The sequence below is a fragment of the Alcanivorax borkumensis SK2 genome, assembly GCF_000009365.1.
Classification (GTDB): Bacteria; Pseudomonadota; Gammaproteobacteria; order Pseudomonadales; family Alcanivoracaceae; genus Alcanivorax; species Alcanivorax borkumensis.
The window spans coordinates 687,382-701,897 of sequence record NC_008260.1; the positions used below are offsets into that span (position 1 = coordinate 687,382).

Annotated in this window: 12 protein-coding genes and 1 pseudogene; 3 read left to right on the forward strand and 10 right to left on the reverse strand. The window is 55.4% G+C overall.

The features are described from left to right. Positions 1 to 52: 52 nt before the first annotated feature. Positions 53 to 1,747 carry a dihydrolipoyllysine-residue acetyltransferase gene (gene aceF, locus ABO_RS03215; RefSeq protein ID WP_011587908.1) on the forward strand — a complete coding sequence of 565 codons (1,695 nt, stop codon included), beginning with the start codon at positions 53 to 55 and terminating at the stop codon, positions 1,745 to 1,747. A gap of 82 nt (positions 1,748 to 1,829) precedes the next feature. Here aceF and ABO_RS03220 read toward each other — a convergent pair whose 3' ends face one another. The 10 genes and pseudogenes from ABO_RS03220 to ABO_RS03265 all read right to left on the reverse strand — a co-directional run bounded on the left by ABO_RS03220 (position 1,830) and on the right by ABO_RS03265 (position 11,364). Next, a complete protein-coding gene (locus tag ABO_RS03220) occupies positions 1,830 to 2,138 on the reverse strand; it encodes a hypothetical protein (RefSeq protein ID WP_011587909.1) in 309 nt (102 codons plus the stop codon). Between the two features lie 254 nt (positions 2,139 to 2,392). Then, the gene (locus ABO_RS14680; RefSeq protein ID WP_369796371.1) at positions 2,393 to 2,752 is read right to left on the reverse strand and encodes a winged helix-turn-helix domain-containing protein; all 360 of its coding nucleotides are present in this window, start codon (positions 2,750 to 2,752) and stop codon (positions 2,393 to 2,395) included. Positions 2,753 to 2,797: 45 nt separating this feature from the next. Next, positions 2,798 to 3,076, reverse strand: a pseudogene (locus ABO_RS14685) (response regulator); the annotation flags it as partial. Beyond that, positions 3,073 to 4,428, reverse strand: coding sequence for an ATP-binding protein (locus tag ABO_RS03230; RefSeq protein WP_011587911.1), 1,356 nt, complete (start codon positions 4,426 to 4,428; stop codon positions 3,073 to 3,075). The gene ABO_RS03230 and the pseudogene ABO_RS14685, both read right to left, overlap by 4 nt. 176 nt (positions 4,429 to 4,604) lie before the next feature. Further along, on the reverse strand, positions 4,605 to 5,174 hold the full coding sequence (locus ABO_RS03235; protein ID WP_011587912.1) for a cob(I)yrinic acid a,c-diamide adenosyltransferase: 570 nt from the start codon (positions 5,172 to 5,174) through the stop codon (positions 4,605 to 4,607). Next, positions 5,174 to 7,135, reverse strand: a complete 1,962-nt coding sequence (locus tag ABO_RS03240; protein WP_011587913.1) for a TonB-dependent receptor plug domain-containing protein — start codon at positions 7,133 to 7,135, stop codon at positions 5,174 to 5,176. Before ABO_RS03240 ends, ABO_RS03235 begins: the two co-directional genes overlap by 1 nt. Before the next feature lie 208 nt (positions 7,136 to 7,343). Beyond that, positions 7,344 to 8,222, reverse strand: coding sequence for a ketopantoate reductase family protein (locus tag ABO_RS03245; RefSeq protein ID WP_041704874.1), 879 nt, complete (start codon positions 8,220 to 8,222; stop codon positions 7,344 to 7,346). Positions 8,223 to 8,562: 340 nt separating this feature from the next. Further along, the gene (locus tag ABO_RS03255) at positions 8,563 to 10,107 is read right to left on the reverse strand and encodes an AmpG family muropeptide MFS transporter (protein ID WP_011587915.1); all 1,545 of its coding nucleotides are present in this window, start codon (positions 10,105 to 10,107) and stop codon (positions 8,563 to 8,565) included. 74 nt (positions 10,108 to 10,181) lie between these two features. Then, entirely contained in the window at positions 10,182 to 10,487 is a 306-nt protein-coding gene (locus ABO_RS03260; protein WP_011587916.1) for an MGMT family protein, read from the reverse strand. A 115-nt stretch (positions 10,488 to 10,602) separates the two neighbouring features. Further along, positions 10,603 to 11,364, reverse strand: coding sequence for an SDR family oxidoreductase (locus ABO_RS03265; RefSeq protein WP_011587917.1), 762 nt, complete (start codon positions 11,362 to 11,364; stop codon positions 10,603 to 10,605). A 515-nt stretch (positions 11,365 to 11,879) separates the two neighbouring features. Between ABO_RS03265 and ABO_RS03270 the strand changes: the two genes are divergently transcribed. Both ABO_RS03270 and groL read left to right on the forward strand, forming a co-directional pair. Then, entirely contained in the window at positions 11,880 to 12,170 is a 291-nt protein-coding gene (locus ABO_RS03270; RefSeq protein WP_011587918.1) for a co-chaperone GroES, read from the forward strand. A 139-nt stretch (positions 12,171 to 12,309) separates the two neighbouring features. Beyond that, on the forward strand, positions 12,310 to 13,956 hold the full coding sequence (groL, locus tag ABO_RS03275) for a chaperonin GroEL (protein WP_011587919.1): 1,647 nt from the start codon (positions 12,310 to 12,312) through the stop codon (positions 13,954 to 13,956). Positions 13,957 to 14,516 lie beyond the last annotated feature (560 nt).

Below are 14,516 nucleotides of genomic sequence, written 5' to 3' on the forward strand. Positions count from 1 at the left end.
TCGCCCCCGTCACTGATTACCGATCAGTGATCTCACCATAAGGAGTTAAGGTGTGAGTAAAACGCAAATATATGTTCCCGATGTGGGCAGCAGTGATCCTGTTGATATCATCGAGATCAGGGTTAACGTCGGCGATACCATTAGCGCTGAAGACACGATTATCGTGCTTGAATCTGATAAGGCCACGGTGGAAGTGCCGGCGCCCCAGGGCGGGAAGGTGGCTTCTATTAGTGTAAAGGTGGGTGACAGGGTTAAGGAGGGCGATGCAGTAATGGAGCTGGAGGTCGCCGACGGTGACGCTACCGATAGCGCCGAAGATGTATCGGACTCTGAGTCAGAAAACGAGACCGCCAAGGGCGGTAAAACCAACGATGCTAGTTCGCAGACGCAGAATGAAAATGCATCGGAGAAGCAGACAAAGTCCACTTCAGACAATAATGCGGATAAGGCTGCCGAGCCGGCTGCAAGTAGATCGGAAACCGTAAAGGTGCCGGATCTGGGCGACATTGATGCCGCAGAGATCATTGAAGTGAATGTGGCCGTGGGGGATGAGCTTGATGAAGAGCAAATCATCGTAGTGGTGGAATCAGACAAGGCGTCTTTGGAAATTCCCTCACCAAAAGCCGGCAAGGTGGAATCCGTTAACGTTAGTGTCGGCGATAAGGTTGGTAGTGGTGATGCGTTGATTACCCTTGCCGTTACCGGTACGCCGGCAGCAGAAGAGAGTGCACAGCCTGAGCGCGAACAGGATGGGGCAGAGCAGGATTCCTCTCCTGAAACGGCTTCTTCTAGCGGTTCTACACCGTCCCGTGCGCAACCCTCTGATGCAGGTGGCTCGCCTTCCCGCCCCGTTCATGCCGGCCCGGCGGTACGCAAATTGGCCCGGGAAACGGGGGTGGATTTGTCCCAGGTCAGCGGCACTGGCCCGAAAGATCGCATCCTCAAAGATGACGTGCATGCCTATGTGAAGCAGCGTTTGGAGGGGCCACAGAGCGGGGGCTCAGCGGGTGGAATGGCGATAGACTTGCCAGAAATCGATTTCAGCCAGTTTGGTGAAATTGAACGCGTTGAGTTGAACAAGCTGCGCAAGGTGTCGGCGCAGAATCTGACCCGTTCATGGTTGACTATTCCCCATGTAACCCAGCATGACAATGCGGATATCACCGACTTGGAGGCGTTTCGTAAGAGCCAGAACAAGCGTCTTGAACGTGAAGGGGTAAAGCTCACCATGTTGGCTTTCCTAGTAGCGGCCTGTGCACGGGCGTTAAAGGAATATCCACGGTTTAACAGCTCTTTGGAAAATAGCGGCGAAGCATTGATTGAAAAGCGGTATATCAATATTGGTATCGCAGTCGATACACCTAATGGATTGGTTGTGCCGGTGATCAAGGATGCGGATAAAAAAGGGCTAAAGGCGATTGCTCAGGAAATGGACGAACTGGCAGAGAAAGCCCGTAATCGGAAGCTGACCCCTGCGGACATGAAGGGCGGGACTTTCAGTATTTCGTCTTTGGGGGGGATTGGCGGTACGGCGTTCACCCCGATTGTAAACTGGCCGGAAGTGGCGATTCTCGGCGTCAGCCGCTCCGATATGCAGCCGGTCTGGGATGGGAGTGAGTTCCAGCCGCGGTTAATACTGCCAATGAGCCTGTCTTACGATCATCGAGTCATTGATGGTGCAGCAGCCGCACGATTTACGACTTATTTGAGCCAGTTATTAACGGATATGCGCCAGGCATTGTTGTAATTGAGCTGGCAAACGTAGCCAAGAGGAATAAAAAAAGGCCTTCGTGTGAAGGCCTTTTTTAAAGTGCACTAAAAGCAAAGGGTTAACGTTTTTCCTTTTTTTCGCGGCGATCGTCGCCACGCTTTTCACGTTTTTCTTTCATCTGCTTGAGTTTTTCCTGCTGCTCTGGGGTGAGTAGAGCGTTGATCTTTTCTTGGGTTTCATCATGCAGGGCCTTCCTTTTTTCGCCCTGCTCTTTAAAGAGGGTGCTCAGTTCGGCACTTTGTGACTCGGTCAGTTCCAGTTTCTTGGTCATGTGTTCCACCATTTTTTCACCGCCCCGGTGACCGGGACCCATGGCAAAAGCGGATGTGGCAAAAATAGCTAGAACAACGATAGCGATCTTTTTCATGGGGCTTTCTCCTTGTGACTCTAATTGAGCCGTTGAATGTGATGGAAAGAGTATTGCGTAAAAAGGTGCAAGGAATATGCAGGAAAAAAGGAAGAAGCAGCTACACCCTCACGTTACGCTACAATACGATGATCAGTTTCATGATCACAACCACTGAGGCCTCGCCCAGAGTTGGGCGCGGCCTCAGTGTAGAAAAGTACAAAATCCAGGATGGGCGTTTTAACGTGCAGTTTGAGGTTCGAACCTTGGGGCCGTTATGGTGTTTCTAGCCGATACCCTACCCCGTATACACTGCCAATCCAGTCATGGGACTGCTCATCGCCGTCGCTGAGTTTACGGCGCAATTTACGAATATGGCTGTCGATGGTGCGGTCGGAAACCACGCGGTGATCGTTGTATATCTCGTCCATTAGCTGGTCTCGGGACCAGATACGGCCGGGCTGGCGAGAGAGAGTGCTCAGCAAGGCAAATTCAATAGCGGTAAGGCCAATGCGTTGCTGGCCCTGTGGCTGTTTGAGAATGGCTTCGTAGCGTTCCTCGTCCAGTTGCAAGCTGTGCTCTTGTTCGGGGGATTCGGGGTTGGCGCGTCGTAGCACCGCTTTCACCCGGGCCACCAGTTCGCGAGGGCTGAAGGGTTTGCAGATGTAATCATCTGCGCCCAGTTCTAGCCCCAGTAGCCGGTCCACTTCATCAACCCGGGCAGTGACCATAATAATCGGTACATTGCTGTGCTGGCGGATGGTCTTGCACACCTCCATGCCATCTCCGTCGGGTAGCATCAAGTCTAGTATGATCGCTTGAAAGGACTGCTCATGGGCCATGGCCATGGCAGCTTTGGCGCTGTCTGTTTGTTTTGTCTGAAAATGAGCGTGATGTAGATAATCTGCCACAAGTTGTGACAGGCGAGGCTCATCTTCTACGATCAGGATGTGGCTCATAGGGCATGTCCCGGTAACGAAATATGGATACGAACCCCACCCAGAGGGCTGTGCTCTGCATGAAGCACTCCGCCATGGGCTTGGACAATGCGTTGGCAAATGGCCAGTCCCAGGCCCGACCCGCCGGTGCGGCGATTGCGCGAGCTCTCAACTCGGTACAAGTGATCAAACAGTTTAGGTAGGGCATCGTCGGAGACGCCAGGTGCGCTGTCGTCCACCGTCAATTGCCAGGTATTGTCTTCCTGTTTGCTCAGGGACACCGATAGCTCGCCGCCGTCGGCGGTGTACTTGAGGCTGTTCTGGAACAGGTTATCCAGTAACTGACGTAGGCGCACAGGATCCTGCTGGATCAGAGCTTGGTCGGGTAAGTTGGTTTTACAGGTGATACCACGTTGTGCGAACGAACTTTGATAACTGTCGAGAACGTCTTCTATTAGGCTGCTCAGGTCTTCCAAACGGAACTGGTAGCGTAGATTGCCTCCGTCGGCCAATGCCAGGTCGTGTAGGTCGTTAATCAGGTGGGTAAGTTGAGCGACCTCACTTTCTAATCCTTTCAGGCTTTCCTGATTCAATGGTCGTATGCCATCGCAAAGTGCTTCTAGCTCGCCTTGCAGAATGGCTACCGGAGTGCGCAGTTCATGGGCGATATCTGAGAACCAACGCTGACGCGCCTGTTGGCCCTGATCGAGCCGCTCGGCGAGCTGGTCGACCTGGCGGGTCAAGGTGCCGAGCTCATCCCGGCGATCACTGGCCAGGCGAGAGTCGTAATTACCTTCCTGTAATTCTCTTGTATGGCGTGAGAGCGCCAGAATTGGTGCCACCAGATGGCGGGCCAGCAGCCAGGAGACCAGTAGAGATAAGGCAAGCCCCACACAGAGCATCCACAGGGCAAAACGAAGTTGCCGGCCTATGAAGCGGCGGTCTAGTTTGTCGCGAATAGCTTCCTGATCTGGGTAGGTTAGATAGCCCACGATGCGGCTATTATCTTGGATAGGAACGTCAATACGGTATTTTTCCGGGGCAGGCGGGCCAAACAGCACACGCTTGTGGGCATCGAGCAATTGCAGGCGGCGGTGATCGCCGCGCTCGTCTTTTCCTTCCTCTCGATCCCCGGCTAGCCAGTAAAGCCGTTTGAGGCGACGGGGGTCATCGCGAAGAAATTGCCAAGAGCCCTGCTGTTGGTACAGGTTGCCCAGGTGATTGGCTAGACGTTCCACTTGGGATTGCTGGCGTTCGTCCAAGTAAGTGTCGAGGCTACGCACGAAAGACAGATAATAGAATCCGCTGGCGGCTAGGATAAGAACCAGAAAGGTGCCCAGGAAAATCAGAAACAGTTTATTGCGAATGCCCATGGCGCTACATCATCAGTCAGGGCATTCAGTGTAGCGCGCTAGCGTTAGAGGTGGGCCGGTTTGCACAATCTTTCCATAATACAAAGCCACACGCCTGAAGCCAGGTAAAGAAACGCACAGGAATGGGCGCTCTTTTTTTCATGTTTGGCCTCAAGCATCGGGCATGTGGCGCGCTGTTAGCGGTCCGCTTTGGGGACCCACAAAGTTTCAGGGTGCTCGTGGCGTAGGTTGATCAGCCGTGCCATGACAAAGAGCAGGTCGGAAAGCCGGTTGATCAGCGCCTGGCTTACGGGATTGACCGCGTCTTCGTCGGCGTCGCGCAGGGCTATCACGTGGCGTTCCAGTCGGCGTGCCACAGTGCGGCAGTGGTGGCACCAGGCGGCATCAGGGTGCCCACCAGGAAGGACAAACTCTTTCAGTGGTGGCAGTTCGGCATTAATAGTATCGGCTTGGGATTCCATCTCTACCAGGTCATGATCATCAATTACCCTGTGGCCGGGAATCGCCAGTTCGCTGCCGATGTCGAACAGCATTTGCTGTATTAAACCCAACAACGCATCCAAATCTGCATCTTGCGGGCGTGCGCGTAACACCCCAAGGGCGCTATTCAGTTCGTCGAGCTCGCCGAGAACCACAATGCGAGGGTCATGTTTGCTTACTCGAGAGCCGTCGGCCAGTCCGGTTTCGCCGGCATCGCCGGTGCGGGTTATAACCCGGTTGATGCGGGTTTTGTTGGTGTCACTCATTACAGCTCCATGCCCAGTGCAACTCGGTAATGGCGTTCTGGCAGCGGGTAGAGTACCGCGCTGCTGCTGGCCGGATTGTAGTTACCGTAGTCGGCGTTCACGTTATCTTCCAGATTGTAGACACCGGCTTTGAGATAGAGTTTGCGATAGCGGGCAGTCAGTTGCAGATCAGTGGTGCGATAGTGGTCCAACTTGCGGTATTCGTTGTCCAGGTCAGCATCGTAGTGTCGGTCGCCCACATAGCGGTGACTGATCTGGGCGGATAGCCAGGATAGCGCCTGCCAGTCGGCGATTAACTTCATGGTGTGTTCGGGTACCAGGGGCACATCGTTGCCGCTGAATGGTCCGCCATCAAAGCGGGCTTGTTGGGCGCTGGCATTAGCGGTGAAGGTGATATCTTTATCCAGCTGCCAATGGGAGTTGATACTAACGCCTTTATGAATGGTCCGATCATCCAGATTGCGGTTGGCGAAAGCGATGGGGTCGTAAACAATTTCGTTATCGATTTCGGCACGCCAGAAGGTGAGGGTGGAATGCTGACGTCCTTGCGACCAGCTGGCCCCGGTGGTGTAACTGTGGCCAGTTTGTGGATCAGCGGGCGGATTAAAGGGCGAAAGCTCATCCACGTTGGCGATTCGCACACTGCGCTGGGCGCCGGCGAAAAGGGCTAAGTTGCCAGTGAACGTATAACGGATGCCCCCCTCGTACATTTCACCGTCTTGTTCCTTGTCGGCACCTTCTCCGCTGAGCGTACTTTCCAGATGGCGGGCGCCGGCGCTGACAGACAGTTTCGGGGTTAGGCTAACCAGGTTATGCACGTACCAAGCACGCTGGCTCTGTTCTAGCTCACGATCGCCGAAATTGGTGCGGCTGGTGTAATCGTATTCGTGCAGATCGAAGCCTAAGGTCCAGTTATGGATAGCGCTGCCGGTGGCGGTCTGGCCTTCTAGCTTGGGGGTAAAGCTGTAGCTGTCGACCACGGATTCACCATTGAAACCGCCGGAGGGGTAGCGGTATTCCTGGGTTTGACGGCGGCGGCTGGCGTCCAGGGTTAGGGCAGTGTTGCCGGCCATACCAATACGTATGCCAGGCATCAGCCAGTAACTTTCCTGTTCGGCCTCATCGTTGGGGGTATCGGCGCCTTGCGGGTCATTGTTGAATGCTCGTGGATCGCGGCCACCGGGTAGGTCCAGGGATTGTGTCTCGCCGTTGGCAGTGAAATACGCTTCAAAGCGGTCTTGATGGTAACGCAGATCGGCGAAGGCGCTGTCGTTGCGCAGGGCGTTGTTGTCCCGATAGCTGTCGCTGTCCTGCGTGCTCAGGGCCACGGCTCCACTCACGTTGTCATGGCTGCCGGTGGCATAAACATTGCCGCCCACGTTGCTGTAACTGCCGCTATGGATTTCCACCCCGGCACTATTGCGGTAGTGGCGGCGGGTAACAATGTTAACCACCCCGCCTACAGCGCCGTTGCCGTACAGGGCGGCTCCGGCCCCAGGCAACACTTCGATGCGCTCAATGGCCGCAAGGGGGAGGCCGGTTAGTTGCGGCGGGGCTTGATCGATGTTGGATAGCCGACGACCGTTTAACAGAATCAGGGTGTTTTGGTTACCAGTGGCGCCGAAACCGAGCAGGTCTACACTGGTTCTGCTGCCGTTGATGCCATACAGGCGGCTGCTTTGCAGACCGCCAACGCTGTCCAGCACTTCCGCAAGGTTTGTTGCCGGTAGGCTGTCGATGGCTTCTCGGTCGATCACCACGGTGCCGGTGGGGAGTTCACCCGCCAAGCTGTTGTTGCTGGCGCCACTGACCTTTACGGTGCCCAGAGCATGGCGGCCGGGAGCGGTGTCCGATGTGCTGTCGGCTTCGTTGGCGATACCCGCAAGCGGGACAGTTAATAGCAAGCTGGCAGCTGCGGGTATAAAAAGCGCGCGTTGGTGAATAGAGCAGCGAGTGAACATTTATCCTCCGAACAATGAGACCTTCTCGCAGGGGAGCTTACCAGAGGTTGGCGCTCAGCAGGCTGTTGAAAAGCCCTTTGCACACTTGGCGCGTCCTGAAGACGGGGAGCGTGTGTGTTGCATCGCGCGTTGTGCCCTGAAGAAGTATAGATTGTGAGTCAATCTGAATGGCTGAGCATGCACATGCAAAGGGCTTTGCAATCGTCCGCTAGGGCGTGGATGTGAGCGCCTCAACTAGCCGGCGATGGCTGGGCAGGTCCATGCCCTGGTTTTTCGCTTGGCAGAGTAACCAGCCATTGATGGCCTCGATTTCCGTCGTGGCACCTCGTTGGTAATCTGCGCGCATGGAAGAGGTGTTGTCGGCTGTATCGCGGATCACCTCTAGCACGGCCGTGAATGAATCCCCAGGCCACTGCGAGTCTAGTATTGCCAGCAGGGCGTCGGCTTCGCTGCACAGGGTTCGGGCTTGGTCTAGCAGGGCGGGGTCGTTCATGAGTGCGCCGTTAGGTATATCGTAAAAGGCGGTGAGCGGATTGATCACCGCGTTAGCCACCAGTTTCCTCCATTGAACTAGGCGTATGTCCGCTTCCCAGTGCAGGTTGGGCCAGTGAATTTGAAGGCCTTCAAACCATTCAGGTGGTTGCGCAGTGCCGCCGATCCATGTGACATTTTCCGCCACGATGGTGTGCTGTGGCGATTGCCCTTTTACTGCACTGGTGGTAATTGCTTCCAGCATGACGGAGCCTGAAGGGAGCCGACCATCCAGCGCGCCTACCCCATTTTGGAAGCGCAGCACCTGTGTCTCGTTGTTGAGATGGCCTTTCACCCTCTGTAACGCCGAGTCCGTGTACGGTGTTTTACTGGCTACCAGCACATGTTTAATGGCGGGGGGCAGCTCGGCTGGGCTGACGCAGGGCAGGGTGAGCGACATGCGTTGATTAGCAAAGATAAGCTGCTTTTGCAGTGGTAATCGCGGGCTATTGGTGACCACGCTGACGGTATGCCCGGCACGGGTCAGATACCAAGCCGCTAGTGTGCCCATGTTGCCGGCACCGAGCAGATACCAGTGGGGAAGAGGTTCAGTCATGGAGAAATAGTAAGCCCTGTAGTGAAGGAAAAGGAGATTTTTCTCTGTGTCTAGCAAACGTGTTGCCCCGTACTGTAAGGGTAAACCGCTGATGGTTTCTAATGCGAAGCAAGCCGTAAGCTATTTGCGCTGGCCGCGATATGCTTTTCCGCCAGCGCCGCTTCAGTTCCAGGCGGGCCTGGTCGAGCATTATCTTCGGGTTTTTGATGCCTGTTGAGACGGCCATGGTGATGCTGGGGCTAATGGATGATCAGCGTAAAGTGATCTTTACTGCAGGCGACAGAGCAGCCCCATGGGCCGCAGGGTATCCTGGTGATTGCCGAGTCTTTTTATGGTGGGGTTAGTCCTTAAAGGCGCTATGTCGCTGGATCAGATAGATCAGGCCTAGCACTGGCACGCCCATCAGGCTGGCCAGTAGGAAAAAGCCCGGGTAGCCCAAATTGTCCACCATGCTGCCGGAATACCCGCCAATGGTTTTCGGTAACAAGGTCATCAATGAGCTGAAGATAGCGTACTGCACGGCAGTGAAGGACACATTTGTGAGCTGGGACAGGAAGGCCACAAAGGCGGCACTGGCCAGGCCCGCGGTTAGGTTGTCGGCGGAGATCACCGCATAGAGAATGCGGATATCGTGGCCTGCATAAGCCAGCCACAGAAACAGCAGGTTGGTGGCTACGGTGAGAAAGGCGCCGAGGTAAAGTACCCGAATGACACCGTGACGCATGGCCAGCAGGCCGCCCAGAAAACCACCGGCGATAGTCATGAACAAACCAAACGTTTTTACCACCCCGGCAATTTCGGTTTTGGTGAAACCCATGTCTTCAAAGAAGACGTTGGAAATAACGCCAAGGACAATATCGGAAACGCGATAAAACCCTACGAAAACCAGCAGCAACAGCGCCAAGCGTTTGCCATAACGCTGGAAAAAATCCTTCACTGGGTCGAGGTAACTTTCTTGCACCAGTTGTTTGTCATATAGCGGGGTTAGGGAGAGTGTCTTGAGTAATGCGGCCACCAGAGTGATTGCCAGAGCCAACCTAAGGGTTTCCACCACCAGGCCGGATAAGGCGCCGTTGTTCATCGCGTCAGTCAGCGTTTGCCGCAGTGCGGAGGCCGCTCCAGCGGTGAGCACGTACACCGTCACGAAGGCGGCGATGCCCGCCACAAACAGGGTTAAGAACTTGAGGTATTGGCGGCTGCTGTAGTGTGCGTTTGAAGGTCTGGGATTGGCCGGCTCACGAATGATCAGGGTAGTGATGACACCGACCAGCATGGTTAGCGCCATGAGGGCATAGGTGTTTTGCCAGGCGGCATAGCGGTAAGACTCACTGGTGGAGCCGAGCCAGCTGGCCAACACCAGTGAGCCGGCTCCGGAGGTGAGCATGCCGATGCGGTAGCCGGCGATATAGGACGAAGACATCATCGCCTGCAATTCCGCTCCGGCAGATTCAATCCGGTAAGCATCGATCACCACATCCTGGGTAGCGGCGGTGAAGCCCAGCAGCACTACCGCAAAGGCCATCAAATTCAGGGCGCCAGGTTGGGTTGGGTCGACCAGGGAAATGCTGAAAATAGCAGCGGCAACGGCCAGTTGTGCCACCAGCAACCAGGCCCGCCGTCGGCCTAGCCAGCGCGTAAGGGCTGGCACAGGCAAGCGGTCAATCAGTGGTGCCCAGAGAAACTTAAATGAATACGCCAGCGCTGCCCAGCTGAAGTAGGTGACAGTGGAACGGTCGATGCCGGCTTCGCGTAGCCATAGTGATAGCGAGGAAAAAATCAGTAGCAGAGGAATACCCGCTGAAAAACCATAAAAGAACATGGTCGCCACACGGGGGTGCAGGAAGGCCTTTAGGGATTGCTGCCAGCTAGAAGATTGTGAGGGCATAGGGCTCTTAGCGGGTATTGCTGATGAGGAAAAGACTCATCATAGACGCTTTGTTCCTGCGGAGCGATTTAGGTTCATTGTGGGACAAGAAAATAAGGCTTGGGCACGCGATCATTTATTACCGGAATATTTTCGTCACGTAACCGTTGTATTTGAATCTGCCCTGCGGGTGTGCCGACTAAGGCAATGTGTCTGTCGGAGCGCAACACCCGGTGCCAAGGCAGACGGGTATCCTCGGGTAACTGGCTCATCAACCGGCCGACAAAACGAGCATGGTGCGGAAAGCCTGCCTGGCGAGCCACGGCGCCATAACTGCTGACTTTGCCCGGTGGGATGGCCGCAATAATTTGGTAAACAGCCTCTCGGAATTCTGGATTCATGGGGCTATAGCCTCAAGCGACAAGCTTCAAGCTACAAGGGAAAACGGAAAAAATAAAAGGGCGGCCGCGAAGGCTTGCCCTTTTATTTAGCCAGAACAGCATGCTGGCTTGCCGCTCAGCGCAGACCGCCATCCATGTCGATGCAGCGACCGGTGAAATAGTCGGTCTCGAAAATGAAGGCCACACTGCGAGCAATGTGCTCCGCTTCACCCAAGCGCTTGAGCGGTACCGCCTGCACCAACCGATCGCGGGCTTCCGGTTTCATGGCTGCTAGCATGTCGGTATTGATGGTGCCCGGTGCTACCGCCCCGGTGCGGATGTTGTAGCGGGCCAGTTCTCTCGCCCACACCTCGGCCATGGCCGCTACCCCTGACTTGGCAGCAGAGTAGTTGCTTTGGCCAAAGCTGCCATGACGGGCCAGGGATGAAATGTTCACGATCACGCCTTCCTCGACGCCGGTTTCCACCATTTTGGCGGCGGCTTCCCGGCCACACAGGAACACCCCTGTCAGGTTCACGTCGATCACGGCTTGCCATTGTTGCAAGCTCATTTTACTGATCAATTCACCTTCTTTGGCTTTAATGAGTAGCCCATCGCGGGTTATGCCCGCGTTGTTGACCAGACCGTGCAGGGTGCCGAAATCGGCCACCACATTGTTGAACAGCGCTTCCACTTCTTCTTCTTTGGCCACATTGGCCAGGTAGGCGCGTGCTTCGCCACCGGCCGCTTCGCAGGCGGCTACGGTGGCATCCAAGTCTTCCTGGTTAAGATCCACACAGGCTAGCCGGGCGCCTTTACCAGCAAAAAAGGTGGCGATGCCACGGCCCAAGCCACGGCCGGCGCCGGTTACAACAATCACTTTCTGGTTCAATTCCATGGTGATTCCTTACAGTGTCGGTTCATGGTGCAACGGATTATGGTGAGGCGCAGGAGGCAGGCCAATGACCGGATTGCTCAGGCCTGCAGCAAAACGGGAAACGGATGAGCGGGCGTTGAATGCACCAGGAAGCAGAAGCCCGATTGTGTATTTATTGGCACGGCAGTGCGGTGGCGCCGTTGGTATGGAGGGCGGACAGCACAGTGGCTGGCAGAGCGCGGCATGATTGACGGTATCCGCCCGGTGCCGTGCGCAAGCGCAGTGTAGCCGTGGCGCGGGGATCTGTTCCGGGAGATTTTTTCCTCTCCAGCTCTTGAATCCCGCCGTGGCGACCCCATTCCACGGCCAACAGGCAGGCAAAGGGAATCATTGGTCAGTGCCGGTATTTCTTGTTGACTGTTCTGGTGTCCTTACTATGATTAGCACTCCACTCATGAGAGTGCTAATTCTGACTATTGAGTCCGGCCATTGTGCCGACTCGGGTGTCGAAGAACTAACTGGGAGTTTAAGGAAAAATGAGCATCCGTCCTTTGCATGATCGCGTGCTGGTTCGCCGTGAAGAGGAAGAAACCAAATCTGCTGGCGGTATTGTGCTGCCTGGTTCCGCTGCCGAGAAGCCGTCCCGTGGTGAAGTTATCGCCGTTGGCAATGGCAAAATCACCGAAAATGGCGATGTGCGTCCGCTGGACGTAAAAGCCGGTGATACGGTGATCTTCGGCCAATACTCCGGCAGCACCGTGAAGGTGGAAGGCGAAGAGCTGCTGATCATGAGCGAAGCTGAAATTCTGGCCGTCGTCGAAGACTAAGTTGCGAAGGCCAAGGGTTGCAAGGCTCAGCGCTTAAGGCGAATAGCCAGGGTAACCCAGTTCCGCTCCAGACAGACATCGAACGCCCGCAAGGGCATTCAGCCCATTACTGGGTACAGAATTGCAGAGGTATAGAAACATGGCTAAAGAAATTTTGTTCCGTGACGAAGCTCGTCAACGTATGGCTAAAGGCGTCAACATTCTGGCAGACGCCGTCAAAGTAACTTTGGGCCCGAAAGGCCGTAACGTGGTGCTGGAAAAATCCTTCGGCGCCCCGTCCATCACTAAAGATGGCGTTTCCGTTGCCCGCGAAATCGAACTGGAAGATAAGTTCGAGAACATGGGTGCGCAGATGGTCAAGGAAGTGGCTTCCAAGGCCAACGACGAAGCGGGTGACGGCACCACCACCGCCACCGTGCTGGCTCAGGCGTTCGTGAACGAAGGCCTGAAGTCCGTAACCGCGGGCATGAACCCCATGGACCTGAAGCGCGGCATCGATCAGGCCGTTGCGGCCGTAGTGGAAGAGCTGAAAAAGCTATCTACTCCGTGCGACAACACCAAGAGCATTGAGCAGGTAGGTACTATCTCTGCCAACGCCGACAAATCTGTTGGTGAGATCATCGCCCAGGCCATGGAAAAAGTGGGCCAGGAAGGGGTTATCACTGTTGAAGAAGGCCAGTCTCTGCAGAACGAGCTGGACGTGGTTGAAGGTATGCAGTTTGACCGCGGTTACCTGAGCCCTTACTTCATCAACAACCAGGAAAAGATGCAGGTCGAACTGGAAGACCCGTACATCCTGTTGGTGGACAAGAAGATTTCCAACATCCGTGAGCTGTTGCCAGCCCTGGAAAATGTGGCTAAAGCAGGCAAGCCGCTGCTGATTATCGCTGAAGACATTGAAGGCGAAGCGCTGGCTACCCTGGTAGTGAACAACATGCGCGGCATCATCAAGTGTGCCGCTGTGAAGGCGCCGGGCTTCGGTGATCGTCGCAAGGCCATGCTGCAAGATATCGCCATCCTCACCGGCGGCACCGTCATCAGCGAAGAAGTGGGCCTGAGCTTGGAAAATGCGTCCCTGGAAGATCTGGGTACCGCCAAGAAAGTGAACATCGACAAGGAAAACACCACCATTGTTGATGGCGCTGGCCAGCAGGCAGATATCGATGGCCGTGTGGAGCAAATCCGCAAGGAAATCGAAAACTCTTCCTCTGACTACGACAAAGAAAAACTGCAAGAGCGCGTGGCCAAGTTGGCCGGCGGTGTTGCGGTAATCAAGATCGGTGCTGCCACCGAAATTGAAATGAAAGAGAAGAAAGCTCGCGTTGACGATGCTCTGCACGCTACCCGTGCTGCGGTAGAAGAAGGTGTGGTACCGGGCGGTGGTGTTGCTCTGGTTCGCGCTCTAGCCAATGTTGGCACCATCAAAGGTGACAACGACGAGCAGAACGCCGGTATTGCCCTGACTTTCCGTGCGCTGGAAATGCCGCTTCGCCAGATCGCCTATAACGCCGGCGCGGAAGCATCCGTGATTGTGCAGGAAGTGCGTAATGGCAAAGGTAACTACGGCTACAACGCAGCCTCCGGTGAATACGGTGACATGTTGGAAATGGGTATTCTCGATCCCGCCAAAGTGACCCGTTCTGCTCTGCAGGCCGCGGCCTCCATTGCTGGCCTGATGATCACCACCGAAGCCATGGTGGCGGACAAGCCGGAAGAAAACGCCGGTGCCGGCGCCCCAGACATGGGCGGCATGGGTGGAATGGGCGGAATGGGCGGCATGATGTAGTGCGACGTGAAGTCGCGAGGTCGCTAGCCTTTGCGGGCTACTTCGGGGGCTCCGCTCCCAATTAACCGCAGAAAATAGCGTATTCCTTACCCGGTGATCGGGTCTTCGATCCGGCGCCGGGTATCTCCCTTAGGGGAGTAATACCCAGCTGGACCTTGTCTGGCTAAACGGCTTCCCATGCTAATGGGATGAACGTTTATTCGGTGAAGACCGATGAATGTGCATCCGAGAAGTGGTGGGGGTATGCGTTTGCATGCCTCCATTGCTTTTCCCGTGCATTTAATCCTCTTGGGCTTCCTGCCCTCAAACGTTTCTTGGCCTCGGCCATAAAACGCGGATTCCTGTGTCTGGAAGAACATGCTGGCACCTCTCGGTGTAAGCCGTTTCTGTCATTGTTTCGTTCACGCAGCGACTAGGTGTGAAAGCGAAACCTGTTGTTCGACCAACAGTAGCCTATGGGCAGTGCGTTGCTGGTAACGGCAAGGTGCGAAGCGCCCTGACAATGTAGTCCCACTCTGTGGTCTGGTTTGCCCGTGAGGGTTGCCGGGGATTCTGCCAGC

Coding starts and splice junctions, on each gene's coding strand:
- ABO_RS03220 (WP_011587909.1), bottom strand. CDS start 2,138: ATGAAAAAGATCGCTATCGTTGTTCTAGCTATTTTTGCCACATCCGCT.
- ABO_RS03230 (WP_011587911.1), bottom strand. CDS start 4,428: ATGGGCATTCGCAATAAACTGTTTCTGATTTTCCTGGGCACCTTTCTG.
- ABO_RS03235 (WP_011587912.1), bottom strand. CDS start 5,174: ATGAGTGACACCAACAAAACCCGCATCAACCGGGTTATAACCCGCACC.
- ABO_RS03240 (WP_011587913.1), bottom strand. CDS start 7,135: ATGTTCACTCGCTGCTCTATTCACCAACGCGCGCTTTTTATACCCGCA.
- ABO_RS03245 (WP_041704874.1), bottom strand. CDS start 8,222: ATGACTGAACCTCTTCCCCACTGGTATCTGCTCGGTGCCGGCAACATG.
- ABO_RS03255 (WP_011587915.1), bottom strand. CDS start 10,107: ATGCCCTCACAATCTTCTAGCTGGCAGCAATCCCTAAAGGCCTTCCTG.
- ABO_RS03260 (WP_011587916.1), bottom strand. CDS start 10,487: ATGAATCCAGAATTCCGAGAGGCTGTTTACCAAATTATTGCGGCCATC.
- ABO_RS03265 (WP_011587917.1), bottom strand. CDS start 11,364: ATGGAATTGAACCAGAAAGTGATTGTTGTAACCGGCGCCGGCCGTGGC.
- ABO_RS03270 (WP_011587918.1), top strand. CDS start 11,880: ATGAGCATCCGTCCTTTGCATGATCGCGTGCTGGTTCGCCGTGAAGAG.
- groL (WP_011587919.1), top strand. CDS start 12,310: ATGGCTAAAGAAATTTTGTTCCGTGACGAAGCTCGTCAACGTATGGCT.